Origin of the sequence: Bradyrhizobium sp., assembly GCF_030693485.1 — a bacterium.
Taxonomy (GTDB): Bacteria; Pseudomonadota; Alphaproteobacteria; order Rhizobiales; family Xanthobacteraceae; genus Bradyrhizobium.
Genome location: NZ_JAUYAN010000141.1, coordinates 1 through 26,682, shown reverse-complemented (window position 1 = coordinate 26,682; position 26,682 = coordinate 1). Strand labels below are relative to the sequence as shown.

Below are 26,682 nucleotides of genomic sequence, written 5' to 3'. Positions count from 1 at the left end.
TTGCAATGACCGTTACCATCTCTCGACTCTACGATACCTATTCCGACGCCGAGAAAGCCGTCCGCGGCCTGGAAGCCGCAGGCGTTCCGCACTCCGACATCAGCATCGTCGCGAACAATGCCGATAGCTGGTGGAGCAGCGACAAGAAGATCGACCGCGACCGCGACCGCGACGGTGTCGACGATCGCGCCGAAGGCGCCGGAACGGGCGCCGGCATCGGTGCCGGCATCGGCGGCGCCGCCGGACTGCTCGCCGGCCTCGGCTTGCTGGCAATTCCGGGGCTTGGTCCGGTCGTAGCTGCCGGATGGCTGGCTTCGACCGCGCTCGGCGCTGCTGCCGGCGCCGCAACAGGCGGCGTTGTCGGCGCGTTGACCGAGGCGGGTGTGTCGAAAGAGGATGCTCCCTTGTACGCCGAAGGCGTGCGTCGTGGCGGCACGCTGGTCACGGCGCGCGTTGCGGAGACGGACCGCGCCCGGTTCGACGCGGTGCTGAACCAGTCCGCCGTCAACCTTCGGGACAGGAGCGCAGCCTGGCAGAAGTCCGGCTGGAAATCGTTCGATCCGGCCAGCAAGCCCTACGGTGCCGATGAGGTCCGCAAGGAGCGTCAGCTCTATGGCGGCGGAATGCGTTGAACCGATTGAACCAACCGAACGAAAGGGCCCGCCGGTCTCGCCGGCGGGTCTTTTGTTTTTTGCCCAACTCGGCTCTTCCCTGTCCGTCAATGGCGAACTACGCTGTGGCTGTCGCAACAATGGTGATTGTGGCCAATCAAGCAAGAGCGCTGATCAAGGGAGAAGGTGATGCCGTCGCTCACGTCTGTGAACCGCCGCCAAATGCTGAGCCTGCTCGGCGGATCGATCGCCACGCCGCTGTTGCCCGGCATGGCCTTCGCGCAGGAGGCCTGGCCGGCGAGGACGGTGCGCTACGTCAATGGTTTTCCGGCCGGCGGCGCTACCGACACGCTGTCGCGCATTCTCTGCCAGAAGATGAGCGAATTGTCCGGACAGTCCTTCGTGGTCGAAAACCGGGCAGGGGCGGGCGGCGTGCTGGGCGGCGATGCGGTGGCGAAATCGGCGCCGGATGGCTACACGCTCGGCCTTGGCGGCATTGCCACCAATGTGCTGGCGATCGGGACCTACGCCAAGCTGCCCTATGACCCGCGCGAAGGCTTCAGCTTCATCGGCGGGATGTGGCAGCTGCCCAATATCCTCTGCGCCAGGAAGGATCTCGCCTTCACCGATCTGAAGGATCTGCTGGCCGCCATCAAGAAGGAGCCCGGCAAATACACCTACGCCTCGGCGGGATTCGGCACCACGCTGCATCTCTCCGGCGAGATGATGAACAGCATGGCCGGCGTGCAGGTCAACCACATTCCCTACAAGGGCGCCGGCCCGGCGTTGACCGACCTGCTGGGCGGCCGGGTCGATCTGCTGTTCGACAACCTGCCGGGCTCGCTGCCGAGCGTGCGCGGCGGCCAGATCCGGCCGGTCGCGGTCACCTCGCGGGCGCGCATATCCGACCTGCCGGATGTGCCGGCCATGGCCGAGGTGCTGCCGGGATATGAGATGACCTCATGGACCGCGATGGTCGGACCTCCCGACATGAAGCCCGAGCTGGTGGCGCAGATCAACGCGCTGACCAACAAGGCGCTGGCCGATCCCGGGTTGAAGGCGCGCTATGCCGACCTCGGGGCGTCGCCGATGCCGACCACGCCGGCCGAGATGAAGGCGTTTCGCGCAGCCGAGGAAGCGCGGCTGCTCCCGATCATGCAGGCGGCCGGGATCAAGCCGAGCTGAACGGGTTGCGGTACCTGCCGTCGCGGAACCAATTTCCGTCTGATCCATTGCCTGCGGACACGACGGAGATTGAAGCCATGAACGACCAGACCTCGCAGCCGCCCTACGTCTATGAAGGCCTCGACCCGGTGCCGGAAACGAAATCCGCGATCTCGGAAGTTTCCGACGCGGTGAAGGGGGCGGCCAACCGGGTTTCCGAAGCCATCGAGTCCGGCCGCAAACCCGGCATGCCGCTCAGCATCCTCGCCAATGTCGCCCGCGAAGCGCCGCTCGGCGCGTTGCTGGTGGCGTTCCTGCTGGGAGTTGCCGTGGCCCGGCGCCGGTAGCGCGGCAGCGCCGCCCGAAAGGGTTTCTTAACCGGGAACCCGTCGCGACGGCCTTCGGCGCGTCTTGTTCTGATCATTTCAAAGGCTTGTTGTTGTTGACTGGGGCGCGGCAGTCGCACGTGCGACCGCATTTGGCGATATCGATTTTCTCGGATGATTTGAGGCAACGGACGATTCAGTTCAGGTCTGCTGCAGCCGGTGCAGGAATGTGTTCAGGGACCGGGCGCGCAACAACATCAAGCGCGCGCTGGCCTCCGCGCGCGGCCTGCGCAAGGTGTTGCGGGAGATCGAAGTCGCCGGTCCGCGCAAGGCGAAGCTTGTCGCGGCTGGGCGCAGGTCGTATTGAGGCGAGTCCGAGAACGCGTTGCGGCCCCATGCGGGCATCACGCTGTCCAGTTCACCAGCATCAACCCCGGCACGCGCTCGAATTCACGCCGGTTAAGCGTCACCAGCGCAGCGCCACGACGTCGGGCCTGCGCGGCAATTAGATAGTCATAATCGCCGATGGGGGTGCCGGCTGCTTCGAGTCCCGCGCGGATATCGCCAGCATGTATTGCATCTTCGGTTTCGAACGGCAGGACATCGACACCCAGGCCGAGAAATTGCGCGAGCAGGCGTTCGTTATGATCGGGCCTTTCGCTTTTGGCGAAGCCATAGCGCATTTCAAATAACGCGACGACCGGCAGCGCGATAGGAGTGCCCGATCGCAACTGCTCTCCGAGCCGGTGACGAAACGTTGAGTTGCGCCCGTTCACAATCCCGATGACGATGTTGGTGTCGAGGCAGATCATTCGTCGAAGAAGACGCGTGGATCCGGTTCGGCCGGCGGTTCGTCCGGGATGCCCTCCGGCAGAAAGTCCTTTGCTCCAAGCGCGTCGAGTTCGGCCCAGAATTTCTCCAGGTCGATCTGCTGCTTTTTCAGCGGCTCCAGAATGACCTTGTCTCCGACCTTGCTGACCCGCACCTCGGTGCCCTCGAAGCGAAACTCCTTGGGCAAACGGACGGCTTGGCTGCGTCCGTGCATGAAAAGCTTGGCGGTTGCACTCATGATCCGCCTCCTTTTTGGTAGATACCAATGATATATACCATGCCACCAGCAGGTCGGTCAATTCGTCCAGCACGCTCGTCCAGCACGCTTGCCTTGGCGACGGGTCCCGGCAAATTACCGCGCGCGACGTAACGCGCGCGCACCATTGGAGCATCGAAATGATTCTGGTTACCGGCAGCATTCTGGCGCGGGAGGACACGTTCGATGACGTCCGCCGCCTCAGTCTCGAACACGTCGAGCGCTCCCGGACGGAGCCGGGCTGCATCTCGCATGCGGTGCATGTCGACTGCCAGAACCCGCTTCGCCTGTTTTTCTTCGAGCAATGGGCCGATGAACCCGCCTTGCGTGCCCACTTCGCGGTCGAGGGTTCGCGCGAGTTCGTCAGGTCGCTGAAGGGACGGATTGTGGAGACCACGGGAACGCAGATCTACAATGCGGTATCGATCGCGAGGTAGTTTATGGTGCTTGTCGCTTCGCGACTCCGAAGCATGAGATCGAAATTATCAAGACGCGCCTGAAGGCTGCCGAGGCTCATTATCGCGAGAACTACGGCAAGGGAGAGAAGCAATGAGCAACTCCAGAAAAGTGACCGCGAGCAGCGGCAATGTCTTTGCCAACCTTGGCTTCGACAATCCGGAAGAAGAGCTTCTCAAGGCCAAGCTCGTTCGCGAAATCCGTGGAATCATCAAACGCCGGAAACTTACCCAGACCAGGGCTGCTGCCCTGCTCGGCCTCAAGCAGCCGGACGTTTCGGCTCTGGTCACCGGCCGCGTTGGAAAATTCTCGATCGATCGGCTGGTTCGATGTCTGGATCGAATGGACTACAAGGTCGACGTCGTTGTGCGCCACAAGCCGCGCCGGGCTTCGTCGCGAGCCATTGCGGCCTGAAGGGCCTTGGTATGCCGACGGACGCGCATGCGGAGCCGGATCGCTTCTTCGCTTGCGTTTCCTTGCGCAAACGCTTTGCGTTGGTCGCAGGCAGTGACGCCCCCAAACAACCGCGGCCCCTGCCAGGGGAGCTGGCAGGGGCCGCGTTGGAACACATCATCGCGACTAGGTTCGCAATGAGGTGTGGGAGCTCTTGAAAGCGAGATCAGAACGGCAGCAGGATATCCGTGACCTGCTGGCCGTAGCGCGGCTGCTGGACGTCGGTGATCTGGCCGCGGCCGCCATAGGCGATGCGGGCCTGCGCGATCTTGCTGGAATCGATGGTGTTGTCGCTCTGGATGTCCTCCGGGCGGACGATGCCGGCGACGATCAGTTCGCGGATTTCGAAATTGACCCGGATCTCCTGCTTGCCCTCGACCACGAGGTTGCCGTTCGGCAGCAATTGCGTGACCACGGCGGCGACGGTGGTCTGCAGGTTCTCCTGCCGCACCACGGAGCCCTTGCCGTCATAATTGCCGGCGGATTCGGTGACCAGCAGCTTGCCGGGCAGCACCTTGGCGGCATCTCCGGTCAACAGCTTGGAGCCGGCGAAATCGGTGATGCCGGAATCCTCCTTGGAATTGCGGCTGCGCTGGCTCGCATTGGCCATGTTGGCCTTGTCGGTGAAATTCACGGTGATGGTGAGGATGTCGCCGATCCGCGCCGCGCGCTGATCCTTGAAGAAGGCCCGGGAGCCGTTGCGCCACAGTGAATTGGCGTTGTAGGAGGCGGTCTCCGGCTTCGGCATCGGCATCTGCACCGGCTTGTAGCCGGGCTGCGCCGTCGGATTCTCGATCTCCGACAGTTTCGGCTTTTCGCCGATCTGCGACAGCCGATCGATCGAGGAACAGCCGCTGGCAAGGGCTGCGGTCATCAGCAACGCGCCGGTCAGGATCAGGCGGTGGATACGGGAAGCGTACATTACCATTACTCGGCTTTTGGAGACGGGGTTGAGGCGGCGTTGGCGGCGATCGCAACCAGCGCTGCCGCCTGGCTCGACTGAATAGAGGATGTCGCGTCGGACATGTCGGGCAGGCGGGGCGCCGGACCCGTGATCGAAACCTGGCCGCGGCCGATGACGACGCCGGAGACGGTGCGCTTGGACTGCAGGTTCATGACGTTGACGACGTCGCCTTCGGTGCCGCCCTCCAGCGCCTTGCCGCGAATGGTGAGATGCAGTCCCGCCGCCTGGTAGACCAGGGTGACGCCCTGGTCCTTCTGCACCAGATCGGGCTTGGCGAGATCGGCGGTCTTCAGCGCCTGGCCGACGCGCAGCTGCCTGCGGGCCTGCATGCCGACGGCGCGGTCGCGGACGGCAAGGTCGTTGCCGACCTCGGCCTTGGGGCGGCGCTCGACCACCACGTCGGAAGATTTGATCACTTCGTTGCGCTCGACCCCGCGTGCCAGGATGGCGGCTTCCACGGTCTCGATCGCGGTGCCGGTGAAACGCAGTTTGGTGGAGGCGGACGAGGCTTCATTGGATATTTCGAAGGTGACGTCGTAGCGGTTGCTGCGGCTGTCGTACCTTGTCGAGACCGCCTGCATGGCGCCGGTGTTGGAGGCTTCCAGCCGCATATCCTGCACGTCGCGGTCGAAGGTCAGCGTGAGGTTGGTGGCGTCGCCGAGGCCGTTCTTGTGCTGCAGCGCGCGGCCGATCGCCACCTCGATGTCCTTGCTTTCGAGCGTGCGGGCCAGCCGCGAAATCGAAATCTCCTGGAGATTGCGGGTGTCGACGCCAATCACCTGATGCGCGCGCAAGGCGGTCAGCACCCGGTCCACCGGCACCGCGCCTGTGGTGCCGAGATCGGGCGCGCGATAGATCGCGATCTGCGCCGCCGGGCCGGCATTGTCGATGACGTCGCCGATCCGCACCAGATCGCCTGTTACCACGACCTGGGCGCGCAGCACCGGTGCTGCGATCATGTCGTAGCGGGCCTGCGCCGAAGCGGTCGCGGAGGTGACCGCGAGCAGCGCGAAGGCGAGGGTGAGTGAACGGGTGATCATCATCATCTCCCTCAGCGGAACATGTTGGCGGTGGATTGCATCATCTGGTCGGCGGCGCTGACCACCTTGGCGTTCATCTCGTAGGCGCGCTGCGCCGAGATCAGGTCGGAAATTTCCGTGACGACCTCGACGTTGGCCTGTTCGAGGCTGGACTGCTGCAGGTCGCCGAAGCCGTCGGTGTTGGCGACGCCGTCCTGCGGCGTGCCCGAGGCGGGGGTGTCGGTGAACAGGTTGTCGCCGATCGGCTGCAGGCCGGCCTTGTTGATGAAGCGGGTGAGGCCGATCTGGCCGACCGTGGTCGGCGTGGTCGATCCCGGCAGCACCACCGAGACCTGGCCCTGCATGTTGATGGTGAGGCCGGACGAATTCTGCGGGACGGTGATGGTCGGCTGCACCGGATTGCCTTGCGAGGTGACGATGCGGCCCTGCGCGTCCATCTGGAACGAGCCGTCGCGGGTGTAGGCGAAGGTGCCGTCGGGAACCTGGATCTTGAAGAAGCCTTCGCCGCGGACCGCGACATCGAGTTCGTTGCCGGTAGGCGCCAGCGTGCCCTGGCCCATCAGCCGCGGTGTGCCGACGGTCTTGACGCCGCCGCCGATGTCGACGCCGACGGGCAGGATGGTGCCCTGGTCGGAAGCCTGGGCGCCGACCCGGCGGACGTGGGCATAGATCAGGTCCTGGAACGCGGCGCGCTGCTTCTTGTAGCCGGTGGTGCGCATGTTGGCGATGTTGTTGGAAATCACCTGAACGTTGAGTTCCTGTGCCATCATTCCGGTCGCTGCGGTGTACATAGCGCGCATGGAATCAATCCTCTCTTAGGCCGGAACGTCGGCGAGTTTCTCGATGGAAGATTTGCGCAGGTCGCCCTGCTGCTGCAGCATCGACGAGATCGACGTGTAGGCACGCGTCACCTCGATCATGCGGCTCATCTCCATCACGGAATTGACGTTCGATTTTTCGATGAAGCCCTGGCTCACCCGCGAGGTAGTGTCGGGCTGGGGCCCGATACCGGCGCCGGCCGAGTAGAGGTTGGAGCCTTCCTTCACCAGCTTCTGCGGGTCGGCGAAACGAACCAGCCGCAGCTTGCCGCGCACCGAGTCGACCCGGTTGGTGCCTTCGAGCACGGTGACGTTGCCGTCGGCGGCGATGGTGACTTCCTTGTCGGTCGGCTGCAGCACGATCGGGCCGGAGCCGCCAAGCACCGGAAAGCCAGAGGAATTGACGAGCTGGCCCTGGTTGTTGATTTTCAGCCCGCCGTCGCGGGTATAGCGCTCGCCGGCCGGGGTCTGCACCACGAGGAAGCCGGCGCCGTCGATCGCGACGTCGAGCGGGTTCTTGGTGTGCTCGGACGAGCCCTGCGCGAAATCCTTGAAGGTGCCGCGGTCCTGCACGAAGCTGATGCGGCGGTCACGGCCGACGAAATTGTCTTCATGCGCGCGCGAGGTGAGGAATTCCTCGAACAGCGAGCGGTCCGCCTTGAATCCGTTGGTGTTGATGTTCGCGACGTTGTTGGCGATGACATCCATCTGCCGTTCCAGCGTCACCTGCCGCGAAAGTCCGACGAGAAGGTGGTTCCCCATCGCATGTCTCCCCTCAATGGATCCGCGCGCTGCTCTCCCAAGCCCGGTGGCGGATCGTGCGAACCACCGGCTCTCCCAAGCCTCGGTTCGCCATCCACTTAGCGAAAGCCGTGCCAGTTGAGAAAACATCATTATTTGAACGGGTTAGGTGTTTGGCGGGGGTCGGCCAAGGCGGCAATAAAGGTTTGTTGACCATGTTGGCCCGGCAGTTTTTTCCTAGTCGGGGGCCCGCGGAAAGGTTCCGTTAACCATTATTACCTTAGCGTCACCATCAAGAGAGCGCGTGTGCGCCGGGGGCATTTGTATCGCGTCAAAGCCTGCCTCGCGGCAACGGGTTGATCTCCTTAACGTGGCGGGCGGGCAATGGCAGACACTGAACAGGCCGATGGCGCGGTTGATGGCGCCGAACCGACTGCGGCGCCGAAGGGCAAACTGAAGCTGATGATCGCGATCGCGAGCGTGTTCGTCATCCTTGGCGGCGGCGCGGCGACCTGGTTCCTGTTCTTCCGCAGCCACCCCGAGGACAAGCACGCTGCGGCCCCGGTCGTGAAAGCGCCTGTCTTCATGGATGTGCCGGAGATGCTGGTCAATATGGTCGGATCGCCCGGCGAGCGCGTGCAGTATCTCAAGGTCAAGGTCGTGCTCGAACTCAAGGAAGACAAGCAGCTCGAGGCGATCAAGCCGACGCTGCCGCGCGTCACCGATCTGTTCCAGACCTATCTGCGCGAATTGCGGCCGATCGATCTCAACGGCTCCGCCGGCCTGTTTCGCCTCAAGGAAGAGCTGACCCGGCGGGTCAACGTGGCGATCGCGCCGAACGCGGTCAATGCCGTGCTGTTCAAGGAAATCGTCGTTCAGTGACGAGACGGATCTAGGATCATGGCCGGCAATCCCTTAGACGACCAGGACGCCATCGCAGCCCAATGGGAAGCGTCGCTGGATTCCGAGGATCCGGCGGAAGCGGCGGCGGCGGCTGCCGCCAACGAAATCTCCGGCACCATGGCGCTGCAATGGGCCGCCATGGTCGAGGACGGCAGCCGCGACTTCGGCGGCGGCAAGAACGGCGGCGAGCGGGTCCTGTCGCAGGAGGAAATCGACAATCTGCTCGGTTTCACCGTCGGTGAAGTCAATCTCGACGACAATTCCGGCATTCGCGCCATCATCGATTCCGCGATGGTGTCCTACGAGCGTCTGCCGATGCTCGAAATCGTGTTCGACCGCCTGGTGCGGCTGATGACGACGAGCCTGCGCAATTTCACCTCCGACAACGTCGAGGTCTCGCTCGACCGCATCACCTCGGTGCGGTTCGGCGACTACATGAATTCGATTCCGCTGCCCGCCGTGCTCAGCGTGTTCAAGGCCGAGGAGTGGGAGAATTTCGGCCTCGCCACGGTGGATTCCAGCCTGATCTATTCGATGGTCGACGTGCTCCTGGGCGGCCGCCGCGGCCAGACCTCGCTGCGCATCGAAGGCCGGCCCTACACCTCGATCGAGACCAACCTGGTCAAGCGGCTGGTCGAAGTCGTGCTGGCCGACGCCGAGCAGGCGTTCCGGCCGCTGTCGCCGGTGACCTTCTCGATCGACCGGCTGGAAACCAATCCGCGCTTCGCCGCTATCAGCCGGCCCGCCAACGCCGCCATCCTGGTGCGCCTGCGCATCGACATGGAGGACCGCGGCGGCAACATCGAACTGCTGCTGCCTTACGCGACCATCGAGCCGATCCGTCCCGTGCTGCTGCAGATGTTCATGGGCGAAAAGTTCGGCCGTGACCCGATCTGGGAAGGCCATTTCGCCACCGAAGTGGGGCAGGCGGAAATCTCCGTCGATGCCGTGCTGTACGAGGCCGAAGTCCCGCTCAAGCAGCTGATGAAGCTGAAGGTCGGCGACACCCTGCCGCTGGACATGCGCGCCGACGCGCTGGTCGCGGTGCGCTGCGGCAACGTCCTGTTGACCGAAGGCCGGATGGGGCGGGTCGGCGACCGCGTCGCCATCCGCGTCACCAAGCAGTTGCGCAAGCCCAACACCACCTTCGCGATGTTCGAGAAGGCCGATGAGCAAACCAAGTTGATGGAGGCCCAATGAGTCATTCATTCGGAATTGTGATCGAGAGCCTGGTGGCGGTCCTGCTGCTGCTTACGATCGGCTATTGCATGCTGCTGAACACGCGGCTGAAGCGTCTGAAGGCGGATGAGCATTCGCTGAAGGCGACGATCGGGGAGCTGATCACGGCGACCGAAATCGCCGAGCGCGCGATCGGCGGCCTCAAGCACACCGTGCGCGACGTCAACGAGAATCTGGGCAACCAGCTGACCTCGGCGGCACAGATGTCGCAGCAGCTGAAGAAGTCGCTCGCGGAAGGCGACAATGTGATCCGGCGGTTGTCGAGGATCGCGATCGCGGCCCGCCCGCTGACGGACCCGGAGGCAGAGCCGGTAGCGGCTCCAAGAGCCTCATCGGCCAAGGCGGTTGCCGCGGCAGCACACGCGTTCTCCGAGCGCAGAAGGTCTGACGGCCTGGCGGCATGAAATCCTTCCGTGACATTCGCGTCATTCCGGTCGTCCTGATCGCGATCCTCGGCCTTGCCGTGCTGAAAGTCGCGGGCCTGGTGATCGATGGCGGCTACGTGTTCGACCACCAGCCGAAGACCGCGAAGAAGTCGTGGGCGCAGGAGACCCTGAACTTTCCGGCGGCAGGCAAGGCCGATACCGCCGACATCACAGGGTCGGTGCCGGCCAAGAAGGAAGAAGCGCCGAAGCCGGCGGCGCCGGCCACCGAACCGCCAAAGCCCGACGGCGTCGTGGTCTATCCCGAGCAGACGGCGCCGGTTTCGGCATCGGAGCGCGCGATCCTGGAACGGCTGCAGTCGCGGCGGCAGGAACTGGAGGCCCGCGCGCGCGAGATCGACATTCGCGAAAGCCTGCTGAAGTCGGCCGAGAAGCGCATTGAATCCAAGGTCGAGGAGATGAAGGCCGTCGAAAGCCGGATCTCGACGGCGAGCGGGGCCAAGAGCGAGATCGACGCCGCCCGCTTCAAGGGCATCATCACCATGTATGAGGGCATGAAGCCTAAGGACGCCGCCAAGGTGTTCGACCGGCTCGAGATGTCCGTGCTGTTCGAGATCGCCTCGCAGATCGCGCCGCGCAAGATGTCCGATATCCTCGGCCTGATGGCGCCGGAATCGGCCGAGCGGCTGACGGTCGAAATGGCGCGCCGCGCCGGATCGGAAAAGTCCGCCGCGGTGGTCGAACTGCCCAAGATCGAGGGCAAGGTGCTGCCGCAAAAGTCCAATTAACGCGGATCATTAACAGCCCCTTAATGCGCCGATTCTAGGATTCACCGGCATGGGGCGAGGACCTCCCGCCGCCGAACAGATCGAACGAGCTGAAAGACCCGGTTGGAATGGCGCTGATAGCTGCCACTGGATTCTGGTCGCGAGGCCGCGCTTGCGCGCGGACGGCGCGGCTTTGTCTCGGCAGTTGGCTGGTTCTGATCGGCCTGACGTCGACTGCCTTCAGCCAGACCGAGCCGGTCAGGGGCGAGGCGACGTTTTCAGCTTCGGGCGGTTACGCCCGGCTGGTGCTCAAGCTCGCCGAGGATGTCGAATCCCAGGTGTCGACCGCCGGCTCCATCCTCGTGATCCGGTTCAAGCGCCCGGTGGATATTCCGGTCGACCGGTTGTCTGACGCGGTGCCCGATTACGTCGGATCGGTGCGGCGCGACCCCGATGGCTCGGCGATAAGGCTGTCGCTGTCGCGCAAGGTAACCGTCAACACCATGACGGCGGGCGAGCGGGTGTTCGTCGACCTGTTGCCCGATACCTGGAGCGGTCAGCCGCCGGCACTTCCCGCCGAAGTGGTCCGCGAATTGTCCGAACGCGCCCGGGTCGCCGAGCGCGCCTTGCGTCAGCAGCGCGCGGCCGCGGCGGCCCAGAAGCGCCCGCCGATCAGGGTCCGCGCCTCGGTCCAGCCGACCTTCGTGCGCTTCGTATTCGAAATGCCTGATGGCATCAGCGTCTCCAGCGTATTGAACGACCAGCGCCTGTCGCTGTTGTTCAACGCCGCGCTCTCGTTCGATCTCGCGGACGCCAAGCTGGCGCTGCCATCGAACATCGCCTCGATCGGTCAGAAGATCGAACGCGAGACCTCCATGGTGGAGGTCGTGCTGATCGGCGATGTCGATGTCCGCTCCTTCCGCGAGGAGAAGAACTACATTATCGACGTCGCCTTCCAGCAGGCGGATAAAGCGCAGCGGTCGCCGGTCGCCGATGTTCTGCAAGCCCCGGCGGCGGCCGCAGCCCCTGCCAGGCCCGCGGCGCCTTCGGCCTCCCGGGCCGGCAACGTCATCGCGCCGCCGACCTCGGAAACGTTCGCGCAGCAGGCCAACATCGAGATCAAGCCGGAGCAAGCGGCGAAGATTGCACCCGCGTCCGAACCGCTGCCGGCACGGGAGACGCCCAGGCAGGCGCCGGCCGTCATGGCTGAAGCCCCGTCGAAACTGACGGCGGCCGCGGCCGCCCCGCCGGAACCCGGCGCTCAGAAGGTGGCCCAGACATCGCCCGCCATTGTCTCGCCGCCAGCGAATGTCTCGCCGCCGGTCATCGACGCGCCGCCGGCGATTCCGGCGCAACCGGTACCTCAGGGCTTGCCGCCGGCCGCGCAGGCGCCGTCCGCCGCGCAGGCGATGCCAGCAGGTGCGGGTCCCGCAACGGTCACCGCGCGGCGGGACAGCGACGCCCTGCGCGTGACGTTCGCGTTTGCCGCGGCCACTCCCGCCGCGTTGTTTCGCCGCGCCGATACGGTGTGGCTGGTGTTCGATTCCCAGCAGCCGATCGATAGCGACCTGATCCGCTCCAGCGGCGGGGCGCTGATATCAGACGTCAGCCGCTTGACGCTGGACAAGGGGCAGGCGATCCGCATTCGTCTCAACCGCCCGCAAATGCCCTCGCTGACCGGCGATGACAAGGGTGGCGCGCACTGGATGCTCACCTTCGCCGATACGATGCAGTCGCCGCAGCTGCCGCTGGCGGTGATCCGCAATATCACCGATCCCGCGCTCGCCAATGTCACCGTGCCGCTGTCGAGGCCGGGCCTGCTGCATCGTTTCATCGATCCGGAGGCCGGCGATACGCTGCTGGTGGTGACGGCGTCGCTGCCGGTTCGCGGCCTCATCAAGCGGCATGATTTTGTCGAGATGTCGCTGCTGGAATCGATCCACGGCGTCGCGGTGCATCCCGTTTCCGAGGACGTTGTCGCCGAGGTCGCGCCCGACAGGGTCATCATTGGGCGTCCCGGCGGCCTGACGCTGTCCTCGGCCGATGTCGCCTCCGAGCGCGCCACGACCGCGGTGCGGCCGATCTTCGACATCGCCGAGTGGCGCAGGAACCAGGCTGAAAACTTCATCGCGCGTCAGGATGAGCTGATCGCGGCGGCGGGCGCAATGGAGCCGGCCCAGCGCACCCAGGCCCGGATCAACCTCGCCCGTTTCCTGATGTCGCGCGGGATGTATTGGGAAGCCAAGGGCGCCGCCGATCTCGCGCTCGCCGACGCCAAGCCGGGGTCGGAGGACTCGATCGCCCTGATGGTGCGCGTGGTCGCCAACATCCTGATCGGCCGTCCGGAACAGGCGCTGAAAGACCTCGCCAATCCCGTGATCGGCGCCAGCTACGATTCGCAACTGTGGAAAGCGCTGGCCTTCTCGCGCCAGGGCAAATGGGCCGAAGCGCGGGAGAAATTCAAGAATGTCGAATTCGCCATCACCTCGCTGCCGATCGAGCTGCAGCGCAGCGTGATTTCGGAAGCGATGCGCGCCTCGCTCGAGGTCAGGGATTTTTCCGGCGCCGCCAAGCGCGGCAGCGATTTGAAGGTGGTCGGTGTTCCCACGGAGATGAAGGCGGCGACCGCGGTGCTGTTCGGACGGCTGGCCGAGGCGCTCGGTCACGACAAGGACGCGCAGAGCGAATACAAGGTCGCGATCGAATCTCCTGACCGCGCCGCGGCCGCCGAGGCCAGGCTGCTCGATATCATCCTGCGCCAGCGCCGCGAAGAGACCAGCCAGGCCGACTCCCTGCGCGAACTGGAGACGCTCGCGGTGTTGTGGCGCGGCGACGCCATCGAGGTGCGGGCGCTGCAGATGATGGCGAAGATCTATGCCGATACCGGACGCTACGGCGAGTCGCTGGCCGCGGCGAGGGCCGCCACCAGGCTGCAGCCGAATTCCGAGATTTCGCGCGCCGGCCAGGATGCCTCGGCGGCGTTGTTTGCCCAGATCTATCTCAGTCCGAAGGGCGACAATCTTCCTCCGGTCGACGCGCTCGGGATGTTCTACGAATACAGCGAACTGACGCCGATCGGGCGGCGTGGCGACGAGATGATCCGCCGGCTGGCGGATCGGCTGGTCGCGGTCGACCTGCTCGATCAGGCCGCCGAACTCCTGCAATATCAGGTCGACAGGCGGCTGGAGGGCGCGGCGCGCGCCCAGGTCGCCGCGCGCCTGGCCATGGTCTACCTCACCGGACGCAAGCCGGACCGCGCGATATCGGCGCTTCGGACCACGCGGATCGCGGACCTCTCCGGCGAACTGCGCCAGCAGCGGCTGTTGCTGGAATCGCGCGCCCAGAGCGATGTCGGACGCCATGACCTCGCGCTCGACATCATCTCGAACATCGGCGGCCGTGAGGCGATCCGGCTGCGCTCCGATATCTACTGGGCGTCGCGCCGCTGGCGCGAGTCCGCCGAACAGATCGAATTGTATTACGCCGATCGCTGGCGCGACTTCAGACCCCTGGACACGGTGGAGAAGGGCGACGTGATCCGCGCGGTGGTCGGCTATGCGCTGGCCGAGGACGCCATCGGCCTGGCGCGCTTCCGCGAGAAATATGCGCCGCTGATGAGCGGCGAGGCCGACCGGGCCGCGTTCGAGACCGCGGGAAATTCGAGTGGCGCCAGCAGCGCCGAATTCGCCACGATAGCCAGGATGGCGGCCAGCGTCGACACGCTCGACGGCTTCCTGCGCGAAATGAAGGTGCGTTTCCCCGACGCCACCGCCCGGGCGCCGCTGTCGCCGGAAACCGCGAAGGGTGAGCCGGTGCACACCGGCTCGCTGCCGCGCATCATCGGATTGACGCGGTCCGACGCGAAGCGATAGAGCGTCGCAGGCGCACCAAAAGCCACGCCGGGAGGATATCCGGCGGCAACAGGAGAATACCGCTTGATGCCGATTTCTCCGCCCCCGGGCTTGGGAGTCAATCAGACGCGAGCACTTTCAGGCGATCATACTTGCCGCGCGTCGCGGCGGAAGCTCTGGCAAAACCGACATGCCCGTTGCCGATGCGGGTGACCACTTCCAGCCCGGCAGCGCCGGCGACGATGTCGCCCCGGCGCAGCGTTCGGTCTTCCTTGACGTTGATCGATGCCAACCCGACCACGTCCTTGCCGTTGCAGGTGCAGCCCGCAACAAGTTCCTTGCGGTATCGAAACGCATTCGGCAGCGCGGCATATGTCCTTCCATCATTCGAAGTGGCGCTGTCTATCGAGCTTCCGAAAAACACCCTGGTTTCACTGGCGGGGCAAAAGGACTTGCAGCCCTCGGCGCTGCCCTGGTTGGTTCCCGAGGGCGCCGGGAAATAACGACCGTCACACGTTCGAACACAATACGAGGTAGACGCTTCTGTCGGGCTGCTTGAACGCGTCGTGGATAATGCTCTTGGCGGAAAGTCGGCCTTGGGATCTTCGCCGTAGGCCATCACCATCGTCGAGCCGCTCCGTGAGGGCGCGCCGCCGCTCATGATGTCGTAGGCGTTTTCGGCCTGCGCGGCACAGGTCAGCAAGACACACATCGCTGCGATGATCCTCGTCGACCTCTTGTAAAAATTGTTCACGGTCGGCTGTCCCCGAATGCTGGAAGGTCCGCTGTCAATGCGCGCAACGGGCGCGATGCAGCAATGCAGGATGTAGAAGCGCAACAGGAAAAATCATGAAAAGTTCCGGATTCTCAGCAGTTTGCGGCCGGGAAGTCAGACCACTTATGCGGCGCGGTCGCTTGGCGTCCGAACCCGCATGCCGCCGGAACTTTCGGCTGGCATGAAGGTTGATCGCAGATCGTCGGGACGTGCCGAAACTCCTGATGATCTGTCCGCCCGTTACGGCATCGTCTAGAGATCGAAAGGAATGAGCTTTGGCTGATCCGCACCAGGTGAATGCGATCATTGCCACGGCGATTTGCGATTGCCGCAAGGATCATCCGGAAGGTCGAATCGACCCCGGAGAGGCCAAACAAATTGCAAAATGCATTGTCCAAGCGCTTTCGGATGCAGGTCTGAATATCTCGGCGATCGCCGAGAAGTAACCGACATGCCGGGCGCTACCGCGTCACCCCCTCGACAGATGCGCGCCGAACCGGCAACCTGCGATAAACCCAAATGCCCGGAGGAAGCTTTTCCCATGAGCAAGCCCGTCAAGACCGAAGCCGAACTGATTGCGATGGCGAGGGCCGAGCTGAAGGTTCATGCCGACGGTCCGGACCAATTCGAAATCTCCGTGCTGCGCGACGGCGACAGCTGGGAATTCCGCGCTTCCGCCGACGAGGCGACGATTGCAAAACCCGGCTATCCCGAAAGCGTCATGATGCTGGTCCAGATCGGGGACCACCTCAGCAAGCAGTATGATGTGGAGGGGTAGGGTGACTTGAGCACTGCCCCAAAATGGCGTGATCAATTATCCGCGACAAAGGCGCATATGCATCGGCAAGCTACATATTCCGCCAGATTCCCACGCGCGCAGACCGGGCTTCGTCTTCAGAGGCCAGCAATTCCGCCGGCGCGTCCGGCGTTGCGCGGGCGCCTCCGGCGCCCAGAATGATCTGGGACAGGTTCTGCCCATCGACGATGCATCGATAGCGCTCCGGCATGCCGCTGGGTTCGCAGATCACTTCCCGTCGCCTGAGAAACCGCGCGAGCGCGCGGACCGCGCGTCGATCATCATCGCCGAGAATGCCCTCGAGCTGTATCTTTCTGCCACGAACGGCCAGGGTCGCGAGATCGACAACGTCTGCCGATCCCCTGACGCCGGTATCGGCGCCGGTGGCAACTGCGGGGCTGGCGGCAGGGTTGGCGGGGGTCAGGGCGGTCCCCGGGTTGAGAGCGTCGGTGTTTCGTCTTGCGACCTGAGGCGAGGTCTTGGTCACGACCGGCAGCGCCCTTCCGACAAAATCACGCCAGATGTTGGCGGGAAGGTCGCCGCCGGTGACCCGGTTGGTCGGCGTGTTGTCGTCATTGCCCACCCATACGCCGACGACGAGATCCCCGGTAAATCCGATGAACCAGGCGTCGCGGTATTCCTGCGTGGTCCCGGTCTTGCCGCCAACCGCGACATTTGGAATGCGTGCCGCCTTGCCGGTGCCCTCGTTCACGACCGATTGCAGCATGTCAATCATCATCGCCCGGGTGGCGCCCAGTTGGCCGGTAACTTCGCTGCCAGCTCCGGGTTTCGTGTAGAGCGCCTGCTGCGAATTACCTGCAATCGAGCGGATTGAATACGGCTCAAGTGTTTGAACGCCGGCTGAGACCGCGCCGAACGCCCGCGTCATCTCCAGCAGGGTAACCTCGGCCGAGCCGAGCGCCAGACTCGGCACGGCCGGCAGTGTCGACTGCACGCCCATGCGTTTGGCAGTGTCGATGACCGCCGACGTTCCGACCTCGTCGCCCAGCTGGGCGGCAACCGTATTGACGGACTGCGCGAACGCGTTGCGCAGGGTCATGTTGCCGCGGAAGCGCCCGCTGGAGTTTTGCGGCTCCCATTCCCCGATCTGGGTCGGCTTGTCGACGACGACAGACTGGGGAGTGTAGCCGCGCTGCAGCGCCGTCAGATAAACGAAAAGCTTGAACAGCGACCCGGGCTGGCGTTTGGCCTGGGTGGCGCGATTGAATTGACTGGCTTCGTAATTGCGGCCCCCGACCATTGCCAGCACGGCGCCGTCTCTGCCCAGCGCCACCAGTGCTGCCTGCGAGACGTTTTTCTTCGTCCCCTCCGCCTCGAAGCGGCGCTCGATGACGCCCTCGGCGAGCCTCTGCAATTCCAGGTTCAACGTCGTGCGAAGCGTCAGATCGCCCGATGCCGAGCCGAGTAGCCGGCGGACATCGCCGGCAACCATATCGACGAAATAGTTGGTGCCCGGCGGCGTTTCCGGAGGCGTTCGCAGATTGACAGGCTGGGCGCGCGTGGCTTCCGCCTCGGCGGCCGTCAAGGCTCCGGTTTCCACCATCGTTTGCAGGACAGTCTCCTGCCGCTCCTTGGCTCCGCCGAAATTGCGCGTCGGCGCAAGTTGCGACGGCGCCCGTACCAGACCCGCAAGCATCGCTGATTCAGCGAGCGAGAGTTCGCCGGCCTTCTTCCCGAAATACCTTCTAGCGGCAGCGTCGACACCGTAAGCGCCGGCGCCGAAATAGGCGGTGTTGAGATAGCGCAGAAGGATGTCTTCCTTCTTCAATTGACTCTCCAGCCACAGCGCGAGAAGCGCTTCCTGGACCTTGCGGCGGAATGTGCGCTCCTGGGAGAGAAACATCAGGCGGGCGAGCTGCTGGGTGATGGTGCTGCCGCCCTCCCGCGTGCCGCCGGCCTGTGAATTTCGCCACCCGGCCCGCAATATGCCGCGAAGGTCGACACCGATGTGGTCGAAGAACCTGCGATCCTCGATCGCAACAATCGCCTGGGCCAGATGCGGTGGCATATCCGCGGCGGCCAGCCTGTCGCCCTTGAATACGCCGCGGGCGGCGAACACCTCGCCTTGCGCGCCTTCGAATGTCAGTGCGCTCTGGGTCGCCTCGACTTGCAGCCCGCCCGTGATCGGCAAGGTCGCGATGCAGTACAGGACATAGGCGGTGGACAGCGCCAACAGCAATCCCAGCGAGGCCGCGAGATATTTCCGGCGCCATCCTGCGCGAACTGGTCCATGGCTCGATTGGGGCGCCGAAGCGGCTGATCTGGACTGCCAGCCTTGCAGGCGGGATTGCAGATCCAGCCGCGGCCAGCGGGCCTTGTTCATCGATGAAAGCAGATTCGCCTTCAACCCCGGCCAGCGGCTTCCAAGTGATGCGCCTGACGCCAGCATGGCCGCTCGCCCGCCGCTCCACCCGTCTTTCGCCCGGCGGCCGGCATTGCGGAATGCCGATCGTGCCAGAACAACAATCTGGCGCGCCAGCGTGCGAAGCGAATCGCGAATATGTCCCGGAGTCACCGTGGCATCGTCCGATGCCGAGACAGGATCGATCCGCGTTTCGATCTTTTCTTGCTGATTTGGTGGGCTGGTCATGGGCGGCGGTCGAACTGCTCTCAGTATTGAAAGGCCATGTCGGCTTGGAGCAAGCGAGGCTGGGCCGAAAGCAACCGCCCATGACAGAATGCCCGGGGAACCCCGGAGTTCCCTCGCGTTGTCGCCGTTTCGATTTCGCAATAGGAAACAGGCGGGGCCGCTTGCCGCCCCGCGCCGATTCAAGGTCACAAACCGCTATCTATCGACCATGTCGGCGCCGATTCGCGCCCATCAGGGCATCATCGACAAATACATCGGCGACGCCATCTTGGCGTATTGGGGACCGCCCTTCGCCGCCGATTCCGAGCAGGCGCGGCTCGCGAGCTGGCCGCGCTGGAAGGCGCCAACAAGCAGTATGGCGGCCGCATCCTGGTATCCGAGGCGATGATCGCGGCGGCCTCCGACGCGATCGAGGCGCGCGAACCGACCGGGTGGTGACGCTGGGCCGGACCCGGCCGCAGGCGGTGTTCAAAATCATGGCGGGCAAGGGCGAGTTGACGGCAGCGAGCCAGGAATTGCGCACCCGCTATGTCGAAGGGCTTGCCGCTTTGCGGGCGCAGCGTTGGGACGAGGCGCTGCGGCTTTTCGAGACGGCACTATTGGCGATGCCGGGCGACGGGCCGTCGATGACGTTCATCCAGCGGATCGAGAAGATGGCCGCGGCGCCGCCCGGCGAGGGCTGGGACGGCGCGTGGCATCTGGAACGGAAGTAGCGGGGAAGTTTTTCGAGGGCGTGAGTTAGCAGGTGCCGTCACCAGGTGTACCGGGCAACGCCCTTGCCGGCGTAGCTCCGGGTGACGTTGGAAAACTCGCCCTCGAACGTGCCGGCGAGCGAGAAGCCGTTCATCCATTTCACTTCGGCCGACGCCGTGGTCAGCGCGGCGTTGCTGGCCTGCCGCGCGCCGTTCACGACGAAACTCGCGCCGGGCAGGGTCTGGAAGGTCGCGCCGACCGTACGGTGCGGATTGAAGTCGTGCGCCCAGGCGGCGCGGCCCCGCAGCGTCAGGATCGCGCTCTGCATCGCGAAGGATTTGTCGGCGCGGAAGCCGAGTTCGCTGCGGGTGGCGGCGATGCTCTTCGCGGCATAGGCCAGCGCGAAGGTGTTGGCGCCGGACACGACCTGTTCGGCGTAGGCGGGCAGGTCGAAGGTGGTGAACTGTCCGGCCGCGTAAGGCGTGATGCCGACGCCGCCGATCCATGGGCTGACGAAGCGATAGCCGGCCTCGGCGCGGCCGGAGAAGGCGTTGGCGTTGAACTGCGCGCGGAGGCGATCGATGCCAGCGATGGTGACGGTGCGGTCGGTGGTGACATCCTGCCAGCCATAGGCTAGCGCGCCGGAGAGATAGGCTGCACCAACGGTGTGGCGGAAGAAAGCGCCGGCCTGGAACAGGTCGGAGCGGCCGCTGCCGAAACCGTTGACGCCGAAGCTGGTGCCGCCGCCGGCCAGCGCGAAGCCCGCCACGGTGTTGGGCGAGAAGCGATAGTCCGCGCCCGCCGCCACGCCGAACAGGCGGCTGGTGGTGTTGTTCGATCCCGCCGCGACGCTGCCGTCGGTGGACTGCGAGCCACCAAAACCTGCCGCCCACGCGCTCCAGCGCTGGGTGAAAGGAACCGGCGGAGGCGCCTTGGTATAGATCGCGGCCAGTGCGTCGGTCGGATTGCGTTTGGCGGCATACGCCATCGTCTGCTCGTCGGCGTAGCCCGCCGCGCCGCTTGCGGCCGAAATCGGAACGCCGCGCCCGGCAACGAGCGGATCGGTCATCACGCCCATGAACTGTGTCATCGCGTTGGAGGTGGTCTGCTGCGAGCCGGTAGCGGTCTCGCCCGCCGCTTGCGACAACCCGGCCGGCGTCAGCGTGCCGAACACCGCCGGAATGCCGCCGGTGCGATTGAAGAAGTTCGTCAGCGCGTTGCCGACGTCCTGCTGGTTGCCAGTCAGCCCGCCGGGAATCGCGAAGTTCAGCGCCAGATCGAGATATGCGTGCGTCGCGTCGTAACTCAGGCTGTCATGAAAATTGGCAGGCAGGTTGAAATTCGTCACGACCGGATTGAACGTGCCGCTGATGCTGCCGGCGGTGAGAATGGTGTATTGCCTGGAGATGTAGCCGCCGGGCGCGAAGCTCGCATTGACCGTGGCGCCGCCGAGCGTCGCCGCGCCCGAGACAGTCGCGAACGACGACGTCGCCGGATTGAGGTTGACCGCGTAGGTCGAAGCCGGGTTGAAGCCGAGCGCGCCGGTCACCGTCATCGACGAACCGGGCGTGCCGGTGCCCGGCGCGAAAATTCCGCCGGTGACCAGGGTATTGCCGACGGTGCCGGTGCCGGCCAGCGTGCCGCCGGCGTTCACGGTGACGCCGCTTGCCGAGGTGACGTTGCCGTTGATGCCGAGCGTGCCGCCATTGACGTTGATGGGGCCGGCGAAAGTGCTGGCGCCGGTCAGCGTCCAGGCCGAGCTGCCGATCTTGTTGAAGGTGCCGAAGCCCCGATACTGCGCGGCCGCGCCGATCTGCGACACATTAAACGTGGCGCTGCCGGTGCCGCCGAGCTGGAACGTATCGCTGCCGGTGCCGAGCACGTTGCCGGTGATGACAGAGCCCAACGCCAGCGTCAGCGTGTTGCCGACGCCCGCGAACTGGATCGCCGCGATGCCGCCGCTGATGGTGCCGGCGTTGAAGACCGAAGAACCACCGCCGCCGGCGCGAATTCCGTACTGGCCGCCGGTGATGCTGCCGGAATTGGTGACATTGGCAAAGCCGGCGTTGGCGTCAATTCCGGTGATGATACCGGTGGCATTGTTGGTCACCGTCGCGTTGGTGAGAGCATAAATGCCGTACTGGCTGGTGCCGATGATGCTGCCGGAATTGGTGACATTGGCAAAGCCGCCGAGGGCGACAATTCCGTACCCGCCGCCGGTGATGCTGGCGGTGGCGTTGTTGGTCACCGTCGCGTTGGTGCCGGCGTTAATGCCGGCGAAGCTGGTGCCTGCGATGCTGCCGGAATTGGTGACATCGGCAAAGCCGCTAAGGGCACGAATTCCGGTATTGCCGCCGGTGATGCTGGCGAGGGCGTTGTTATTCACTGCGGCATCGCCGAGATAGATGCCAAAAGTGGTGCCGGTGACCGTGTTGCCGGCGCCGGCGGCAACATCGACGGTGACGCCGGTCTGGACGCCGGTGCCGTAGCCGGCGGTGCCGGCACTGGTGCCGGGCGCGCCGGCACCTTGATTGGTGGTGGTGCCGCTACAGGTCGCCGTCACGTTATTGGCGGCAGCGGGCGCGCAATCGGCCCGGGCGGCGGAGCCGCTCGCGACCCCCAGCACCACGCATGAGGGCAACAAAAGCGCGCGCAACCGGCTCGCCGCCGACGTTCCCAGCACATGCCCGACCACGAACAGGTTCCGTCCCATGGGTTCACGCCCCGGCCGACGCGCTGTTGTCTTACAAACCATGACAGCCTGAGCCCTTCCCCAAGCCGGTGCCCTTAAAAAAATACGTTCAAATCGCGGAGTGCAAATGACGCCAGGACGATAATGTCCCATCGCAGATTTCATGAAACTTGGCCGACTGTGAACCAGGAGTCGAGCGCAGCGGCGCGGCTTTTGCCAAAAATCGCCCGGCGCGGCGGATTCTTGCTCGATTGTCGAAGGTTGTGGCAGAAAAGAGACGCGCCAGCGCCTGATCGGTTCTGATCGAATCAGAACCGGGCTCGAAAAGTCAGCGGCCGCATTCCGGCTATTTCGATTTCGGTACCGCGGCGCAGCCGTACAGCACGATCTCGCACATCTGGCGATAACGCCCCGAAAAATCTTCCGCGGCGATCGGCGGCAGGCTCTGGTTCACGGCGCGTCCGCCGTCGGCCAGCGCCTGGGCGATCTGCGCCGGCGTGAACCGGCCGTTCAACTTCAGCATCCGGCAACTCTCCAAATCGACAATCAGTTTTTCCAGATCGGCCTGGAAGGAGATCGCGGACTTGATCATGAGACCCCTGCACCGCTTGAAGGCTTCGGCATTGAGATCGACGGTGTGCGGCGAACGCGTGACCCGGCGCCTTGTCTCGCCGTAACGCACGTCCAGGATTTTTGCGAGAATGTCGAGCGCGCCGCCGCCTTTGGCCCGCACCGCCGTTCCGGCCTGCAATGCCAGTTCGACGGCCTCGGCGTGGCGATAGGCAATCATCGCCCGGAACGCATCCTCCTTGTTGCGGAAATAGTAATACAGCGCACGCTGCGTAAACCCGCAGGCCCTGGCCAGGATCACCATCGACAGCCCGCTGTAACCGTGGTCGAGGAATGCCTGGTTGACCCGCGTGAGCAGGTCAGGTCCAGGTTTGATCATCTTCTTGGACATGAGATTTCCGGTGACGCCGTTCGACGGCGCGACAGAAGGCGCGGTGAAACCGAATTAAGACCGCATGGATTTTGGCAACAGACAAGTGCGCACGGCCGTTGCGCACCGAAGCAGCGCCATTTTCGCCACAGCGGGTATTAGCCGCGCAGCCGCCGGGCCAGTGCCGCAACAAAACGATCGGCATCGGTCTCGTCGTTGAAGACGTGGGGTGAGATGCGCATGCGGCCGAGCCGCGGCGCGACGTAGATGCCGTCGGCGGCCAGCGCCTCGACCAGCGCCTTTGCCGTCCCGTCCTTGAAGCCGAGACACAGAATATGCGGCGCCCGCACGTGGCGCTCCGGCACGTCGATTCCGAGATCGGACACGCCTTCCGCGATCCGCTCCGTCAGCATGGCGAGACGTTGAGCGATGGGCGCGGCGCCCCATTCGGCCATCATTTCCATGCCGATCGATGCCATCTCCAGCGAGACAAAATGATCGCGCTCGCCCATGTCGAAGCGGCTGGCGTCACCGACGTAGCAGGTGTCGGAGAAATAAACTGCGTTCTCGGCGCGGACATCGCGGCGGCCGGCCGGTGTCTGCTCCAGCGGCGTGCCGTCCTGATGGCGCTTGGCGACGTAGAGAAAGGCGCGGCCATAGGGACCGAGCAGCCATTTGTAGGTCGGGAAGATCACGAAGTCAGGATCGAGATGCCTGACGTCGAGCGGCAGCACGCCGGTGCTTTGCGTCGCGTCGATCAGGAAGAGGGCGCCTTGCCGCCGCAGCGCGGCGGACACCTGCTCGATATCGATCAGGCCGCCGTCGGACCAGTGCACCGACGAGATCGATGCCAGCGCCACCGGCGCCGCGCCCGTTCGTTCGATGGCGGCTGAAACCGCCGAGGTCCAGTCGCCATCGCCGGGCTGGCGGATCGTCTCGACGGCAAAGCCCTGCGCCTCGGCGCGGGTCTGCCATTCCAGCACCGGCGAGGAGTGATCGTTTTCCAGCACCAGCACACGCGTGCCACGCGGAATCGTCAGGAGCTGGGCCGCCGTCGCCACGCCGTAGCTGATCGACGGGATCAGCGCGATGTCGGCGGGATCGGCGTTGATCAGGCGGGCGGCGGCTCTGCGCGCGCGGTCGTGCTGGCGGCCGGCAAACCCGGCATCGAGCGTCCAGGGTTGGCCCTTGCGGCCGACGGCCTCGCGGCCGGCCTGCAGGGTTTTTAGTGGCAACGGACTGTAGGAGGCGGAATTCAGGTAGCAGATATCGCGCGGTATCTCGAACAGGTCACGTTGCGACGGCAGCATTGTTGTTCCTAACGTCCGTCGTACTGGTCCGGTCCCATCGCCCAGTCCCATTGGTCGTGGCCGTGCGCATAGGTCTGGTTGGTCGAGGCCGGATTGCGGTTGACCAGCGGGCGCAGGTACATCGGATGGGTGGCGCTGCGCACCTCGTGCTCGACCGTGAACAGGTGCCTGCCGTCGGCGAGATCGACGATGTCGCGAAAGCGGTACTGGTAGGGATTGTCTTCCTGGGAGACGAGGCCGCGATCCAGCAGCCGGCGATACGGCCCGGAAAAATTCGTGATGTACATCTGCACATGATGGCCGTCGTAATCTGGCAGCGCGCGGTCGGTCTCGCGAAATTGCAGATACTGGTCCTTGCCCATCTTGGCGCGCGCCATGGCGTCGTCGCCGTTTTTCAGCTCGGCAGGTATTCCCATGATCTCGGGGTAGAAGGCGGCAATGGCTTTCGCGGTTCCAATGGGGACGTCGAACTCGACATAGGGAATGCCGAGCGTGATGCGCCCGAACCGCGCGGCGTCCGGCTCGTGGCAGCGCACGCGATTGCCCCAGGGGCATGTCGCCTCGACATAGTCGTTGTGCTCGCGAAAGGCGAAGGCGGTGCCGCTGAGCTTGGGGGCGACGGCGGCCAGCCGCTTGAGCAGCGCCTCGCGGCCGGAAATGACGAGGCCGGTATGGCCGCGCAGCACCTGCGCCGCGCCATCAGGCAGATGAAACTGGCTGCGGCCGACATTGATCCACATGTTGGTGTCGGACACCATCAGATAGGGATCGCGGGTCAGCCCGAGCCCGGCGACATAGAACAAGGTGGCCAGCCGCTGGTCGGGCACCTGCACGTTGACGTGTTCGAGATGGATCGAGTTGCCGAGATCCTCGGCGGAGCGGTCGAACTTTTGTTGCATGGACGCGGGTTCCCCAATGCGTTTTGCCGCATCATAGGCAGGTGCGAGGCCTTTTCCAACAATGCGGTGTCACCGGCAGGGTCAACCCATTGTTTTTCTGTGGGTTCTTCCGGCCGCAGCCCAAGCGGCGCGCGAAAGCGAGCCGGGGCCGGCCTTACTGTACATGGGGTTGTTTTCGCGTTTTTGTGCCGGGGCTCGGTTGCGACCCGTCACGGGCGGTCCGGCCTACCCCCCGTAACTCTGTACGAGGCTCCCCGCCACCAGCGACCAGCCGTCGACCAGCACGAAGAAGATCAGCTTGAACGGCAGCGACACCACCACCGGCGGCAGCATCATCATGCCCATCGACATCAAGACCGAGGCCACCACGAGGTCGATGATCAGGAATGGCAGGAACAGCAGGAAGCCGATCTCGAAGGCGCGCTTCAGTTCCGAGATCATGAAGGCCGGCACCAGGATCCGCAACGACAGGTCCTCGGGCGTCGCCGGCGCCGGCTCCTTCGACAGGTCGATGAACAGTTTCAGGTCTTTCTCGCGGACGTTCTTCTGCATGAAGACGCGCAACGGCACCGACGCCTTCTGCAGCGCTTCCTCGATGCCGATCTGGTTGGCGATCAGGGGCTTGATGCCGTCATCATAGGATTTCTGCAGCACCGGGCCCATCACGAACGCGGTCAGGAACATCGCCAGCGCGATGATGACGGAATTCGGCGGCGCGGTCGCGGTGCCCAAGGCGGTGCGCAGCAATGACAGCACCACCACGATCCGGGTGAACGACGTCATCATGATCAGGATCGACGGCGCGACCGACAATATCGTCAGCAGCGCAATCATCTGGATCGCGCGCTCGGTGACGCCGCCGCCACCGCCGCCGAGGTTGATGCTGATGTCCTGCGCGAACGCCGGACCTGCGAACGATCCGGCGGCTATCAGTGTGGCAAGGAATAAAACAACTCTACGCGGGGAGGCCGCCGGCCTCACGAAGAATTCTTTGGACGGCCCAGCAAGGACGCCATCTCGTCTTCGAGATTCTCGAAGCCGCTCTTCGCCGGTGCCGGCGGCGGCATCGGCTCGCTGCGCGGTGCGGCGCGGCCTTGCGGCGGCTCGGGCGCCACCGGCGGCGCCACGGTCTCGTTCGCCGGCCGGCGCAGCGCGGCTTCCAG

At 64.6% G+C, this 26,682-nt stretch carries 28 protein-coding genes and 1 pseudogene; 15 read left to right on the top strand and 14 right to left on the bottom strand.

Annotation, left to right across the window (positions count from 1 at the left end):
* Nucleotides 1-5 precede the first annotated feature (5 nt).
* The 4 genes from Q8N40_RS10555 (at nucleotide 6) to Q8N40_RS10540 (ending at nucleotide 2,468) form a co-directional block, all read left to right on the top strand.
* On the top strand, nucleotides 6-632 hold the full coding sequence (locus tag Q8N40_RS10555) for a hypothetical protein (protein WP_305711781.1): 627 nt from the start codon (nucleotides 6-8) through the stop codon (nucleotides 630-632).
* 168 nt (nucleotides 633-800) lie between these two features.
* A complete protein-coding gene (locus Q8N40_RS10550) occupies nucleotides 801-1,796 on the top strand; it encodes a tripartite tricarboxylate transporter substrate binding protein (RefSeq protein WP_305711780.1) in 996 nt (331 codons plus the stop codon).
* 77 nt (nucleotides 1,797-1,873) lie between these two features.
* Nucleotides 1,874-2,122, top strand: coding sequence for a hypothetical protein (locus Q8N40_RS10545; RefSeq protein WP_305711779.1), 249 nt, complete (start codon nucleotides 1,874-1,876; stop codon nucleotides 2,120-2,122).
* A 208-nt stretch (nucleotides 2,123-2,330) separates the two neighbouring features.
* A complete protein-coding gene (locus Q8N40_RS10540; protein WP_305711778.1) occupies nucleotides 2,331-2,468 on the top strand; it encodes a hypothetical protein in 138 nt (45 codons plus the stop codon).
* A 37-nt stretch (nucleotides 2,469-2,505) separates the two neighbouring features.
* Here Q8N40_RS10540 and Q8N40_RS10535 read toward each other — a convergent pair whose 3' ends face one another.
* Both Q8N40_RS10535 and Q8N40_RS10530 read right to left on the bottom strand, forming a co-directional pair.
* Nucleotides 2,506-2,913 (bottom strand): type II toxin-antitoxin system VapC family toxin, encoded by a 408-nt coding sequence (locus tag Q8N40_RS10535; RefSeq protein WP_305711777.1) that lies wholly within the window; start codon nucleotides 2,911-2,913, stop codon nucleotides 2,506-2,508.
* On the bottom strand, nucleotides 2,910-3,170 hold the full coding sequence (locus Q8N40_RS10530; RefSeq protein ID WP_305320282.1) for an antitoxin: 261 nt from the start codon (nucleotides 3,168-3,170) through the stop codon (nucleotides 2,910-2,912). The genes Q8N40_RS10535 and Q8N40_RS10530 overlap by 4 nt, the downstream gene beginning before the upstream one ends.
* 158 nt (nucleotides 3,171-3,328) lie before the next feature.
* Here Q8N40_RS10530 and Q8N40_RS10525 point away from each other — a divergent pair, with 158 nt between their 5' ends.
* Nucleotides 3,329-3,625, top strand: a complete 297-nt coding sequence (locus tag Q8N40_RS10525) for a putative quinol monooxygenase (RefSeq protein WP_305711776.1) — start codon at nucleotides 3,329-3,331, stop codon at nucleotides 3,623-3,625.
* Between the two features lie 112 nt (nucleotides 3,626-3,737).
* Nucleotides 3,738-4,058, top strand: a complete 321-nt coding sequence (locus Q8N40_RS10520) for a helix-turn-helix domain-containing protein (RefSeq protein WP_305711775.1) — start codon at nucleotides 3,738-3,740, stop codon at nucleotides 4,056-4,058.
* A 205-nt stretch (nucleotides 4,059-4,263) separates the two neighbouring features.
* On the opposite strand, the gene flgH is transcribed toward Q8N40_RS10520, so the two are convergent.
* The 4 genes from flgH to flgF are packed head-to-tail and all read right to left on the bottom strand — an operon-like array spanning nucleotide 4,264 to nucleotide 7,681.
* Nucleotides 4,264-5,019 (bottom strand): flagellar basal body L-ring protein FlgH, encoded by a 756-nt coding sequence (gene flgH, locus Q8N40_RS10515; RefSeq protein WP_305711774.1) that lies wholly within the window; start codon nucleotides 5,017-5,019, stop codon nucleotides 4,264-4,266.
* A 5-nt stretch (nucleotides 5,020-5,024) separates the two neighbouring features.
* A complete protein-coding gene (gene flgA, locus Q8N40_RS10510) occupies nucleotides 5,025-6,101 on the bottom strand; it encodes a flagellar basal body P-ring formation chaperone FlgA (protein ID WP_305711773.1) in 1,077 nt (358 codons plus the stop codon).
* An 11-nt stretch (nucleotides 6,102-6,112) separates the two neighbouring features.
* Nucleotides 6,113-6,901 (bottom strand): flagellar basal-body rod protein FlgG, encoded by a 789-nt coding sequence (gene flgG, locus Q8N40_RS10505; RefSeq protein WP_305318309.1) that lies wholly within the window; start codon nucleotides 6,899-6,901, stop codon nucleotides 6,113-6,115.
* A 15-nt stretch (nucleotides 6,902-6,916) separates the two neighbouring features.
* Entirely contained in the window at nucleotides 6,917-7,681 is a 765-nt protein-coding gene (flgF, locus tag Q8N40_RS10500) for a flagellar basal-body rod protein FlgF (protein ID WP_305711772.1), read from the bottom strand.
* 363 nt (nucleotides 7,682-8,044) lie between these two features.
* Here flgF and fliL point away from each other — a divergent pair, with 363 nt between their 5' ends.
* The 5 genes from fliL to Q8N40_RS10475 all read left to right on the top strand — a co-directional run bounded on the left by fliL (nucleotide 8,045) and on the right by Q8N40_RS10475 (nucleotide 14,824).
* A complete protein-coding gene (fliL, locus tag Q8N40_RS10495) occupies nucleotides 8,045-8,542 on the top strand; it encodes a flagellar basal body-associated protein FliL (RefSeq protein ID WP_305318311.1) in 498 nt (165 codons plus the stop codon).
* A gap of 18 nt (nucleotides 8,543-8,560) precedes the next feature.
* Nucleotides 8,561-9,763 carry a flagellar motor switch protein FliM gene (fliM, locus tag Q8N40_RS10490; protein ID WP_305318312.1) on the top strand — a complete coding sequence of 401 codons (1,203 nt, stop codon included), beginning with the start codon at nucleotides 8,561-8,563 and terminating at the stop codon, nucleotides 9,761-9,763.
* On the top strand, nucleotides 9,760-10,206 hold the full coding sequence (locus Q8N40_RS10485) for a DUF6468 domain-containing protein (protein WP_305318313.1): 447 nt from the start codon (nucleotides 9,760-9,762) through the stop codon (nucleotides 10,204-10,206). The genes fliM and Q8N40_RS10485 overlap by 4 nt, the downstream gene beginning before the upstream one ends.
* Nucleotides 10,203-10,973 (top strand): MotE family protein, encoded by a 771-nt coding sequence (locus Q8N40_RS10480; RefSeq protein WP_305711771.1) that lies wholly within the window; start codon nucleotides 10,203-10,205, stop codon nucleotides 10,971-10,973. Before Q8N40_RS10485 ends, Q8N40_RS10480 begins: the two co-directional genes overlap by 4 nt.
* 107 nt (nucleotides 10,974-11,080) lie before the next feature.
* Complete coding sequence (locus tag Q8N40_RS10475) at nucleotides 11,081-14,824, top strand: tetratricopeptide repeat protein (RefSeq protein ID WP_305711770.1); 3,744 nt, start codon at nucleotides 11,081-11,083, stop codon at nucleotides 14,822-14,824.
* A gap of 97 nt (nucleotides 14,825-14,921) precedes the next feature.
* On the opposite strand, the gene Q8N40_RS10470 is transcribed toward Q8N40_RS10475, so the two are convergent.
* Nucleotides 14,922-15,641, bottom strand: a complete 720-nt coding sequence (locus Q8N40_RS10470) for a DUF2865 domain-containing protein (protein ID WP_305711769.1) — start codon at nucleotides 15,639-15,641, stop codon at nucleotides 14,922-14,924.
* A gap of 212 nt (nucleotides 15,642-15,853) precedes the next feature.
* On the opposite strand from Q8N40_RS10470, the gene Q8N40_RS10465 reads away from it, so the two are divergent.
* Together Q8N40_RS10465 and Q8N40_RS10460 are read left to right on the top strand one after the other, a co-directional pair.
* Complete coding sequence (locus tag Q8N40_RS10465) at nucleotides 15,854-16,024, top strand: hypothetical protein (RefSeq protein WP_305320805.1); 171 nt, start codon at nucleotides 15,854-15,856, stop codon at nucleotides 16,022-16,024.
* A 95-nt stretch (nucleotides 16,025-16,119) separates the two neighbouring features.
* A complete protein-coding gene (locus Q8N40_RS10460) occupies nucleotides 16,120-16,356 on the top strand; it encodes a hypothetical protein (protein ID WP_305320804.1) in 237 nt (78 codons plus the stop codon).
* A 70-nt stretch (nucleotides 16,357-16,426) separates the two neighbouring features.
* Here Q8N40_RS10460 and Q8N40_RS10455 read toward each other — a convergent pair whose 3' ends face one another.
* Entirely contained in the window at nucleotides 16,427-18,718 is a 2,292-nt protein-coding gene (locus tag Q8N40_RS10455) for a PBP1A family penicillin-binding protein (protein WP_305711768.1), read from the bottom strand.
* 475 nt (nucleotides 18,719-19,193) lie between these two features.
* Between Q8N40_RS10455 and Q8N40_RS10450 the strand changes: the two genes are divergently transcribed.
* Nucleotides 19,194-19,373, top strand: coding sequence for a hypothetical protein (locus Q8N40_RS10450; RefSeq protein ID WP_305711767.1), 180 nt, complete (start codon nucleotides 19,194-19,196; stop codon nucleotides 19,371-19,373).
* Between the two features lie 43 nt (nucleotides 19,374-19,416).
* Nucleotides 19,417-19,698 (top strand): hypothetical protein, encoded by a 282-nt coding sequence (locus Q8N40_RS10445; protein WP_305711766.1) that lies wholly within the window; start codon nucleotides 19,417-19,419, stop codon nucleotides 19,696-19,698.
* A 38-nt stretch (nucleotides 19,699-19,736) separates the two neighbouring features.
* Here the strand turns inward: Q8N40_RS10445 and Q8N40_RS10440 are convergent, their stop codons facing one another.
* From Q8N40_RS10440 to Q8N40_RS10415, 6 genes and pseudogenes are all read right to left on the bottom strand, one after another.
* A complete protein-coding gene (locus Q8N40_RS10440; protein WP_305711765.1) occupies nucleotides 19,737-22,391 on the bottom strand; it encodes an autotransporter domain-containing protein in 2,655 nt (884 codons plus the stop codon).
* 325 nt (nucleotides 22,392-22,716) lie between these two features.
* The gene (locus Q8N40_RS10435; protein WP_305711764.1) at nucleotides 22,717-23,331 is read right to left on the bottom strand and encodes a TetR/AcrR family transcriptional regulator; all 615 of its coding nucleotides are present in this window, start codon (nucleotides 23,329-23,331) and stop codon (nucleotides 22,717-22,719) included.
* Between the two features lie 137 nt (nucleotides 23,332-23,468).
* Nucleotides 23,469-24,620: an aminotransferase class V-fold PLP-dependent enzyme gene (locus Q8N40_RS10430; RefSeq protein ID WP_305711763.1), complete on the bottom strand. Its 1,152-nt coding sequence runs from the start codon at nucleotides 24,618-24,620 to the stop codon at nucleotides 23,469-23,471.
* A gap of 8 nt (nucleotides 24,621-24,628) precedes the next feature.
* Nucleotides 24,629-25,519: a hypothetical protein gene (locus Q8N40_RS10425; protein ID WP_305711762.1), complete on the bottom strand. Its 891-nt coding sequence runs from the start codon at nucleotides 25,517-25,519 to the stop codon at nucleotides 24,629-24,631.
* 225 nt (nucleotides 25,520-25,744) lie between these two features.
* Nucleotides 25,745-26,500 carry a flagellar type III secretion system pore protein FliP gene (fliP, locus tag Q8N40_RS10420; protein ID WP_305711761.1) on the bottom strand — a complete coding sequence of 252 codons (756 nt, stop codon included), beginning with the start codon at nucleotides 26,498-26,500 and terminating at the stop codon, nucleotides 25,745-25,747.
* Nucleotides 26,497-26,682, bottom strand: a pseudogene (locus Q8N40_RS10415) (flagellar biosynthesis protein FliO); the annotation flags it as partial. The pseudogene Q8N40_RS10415 and the gene fliP, both read right to left, overlap by 4 nt.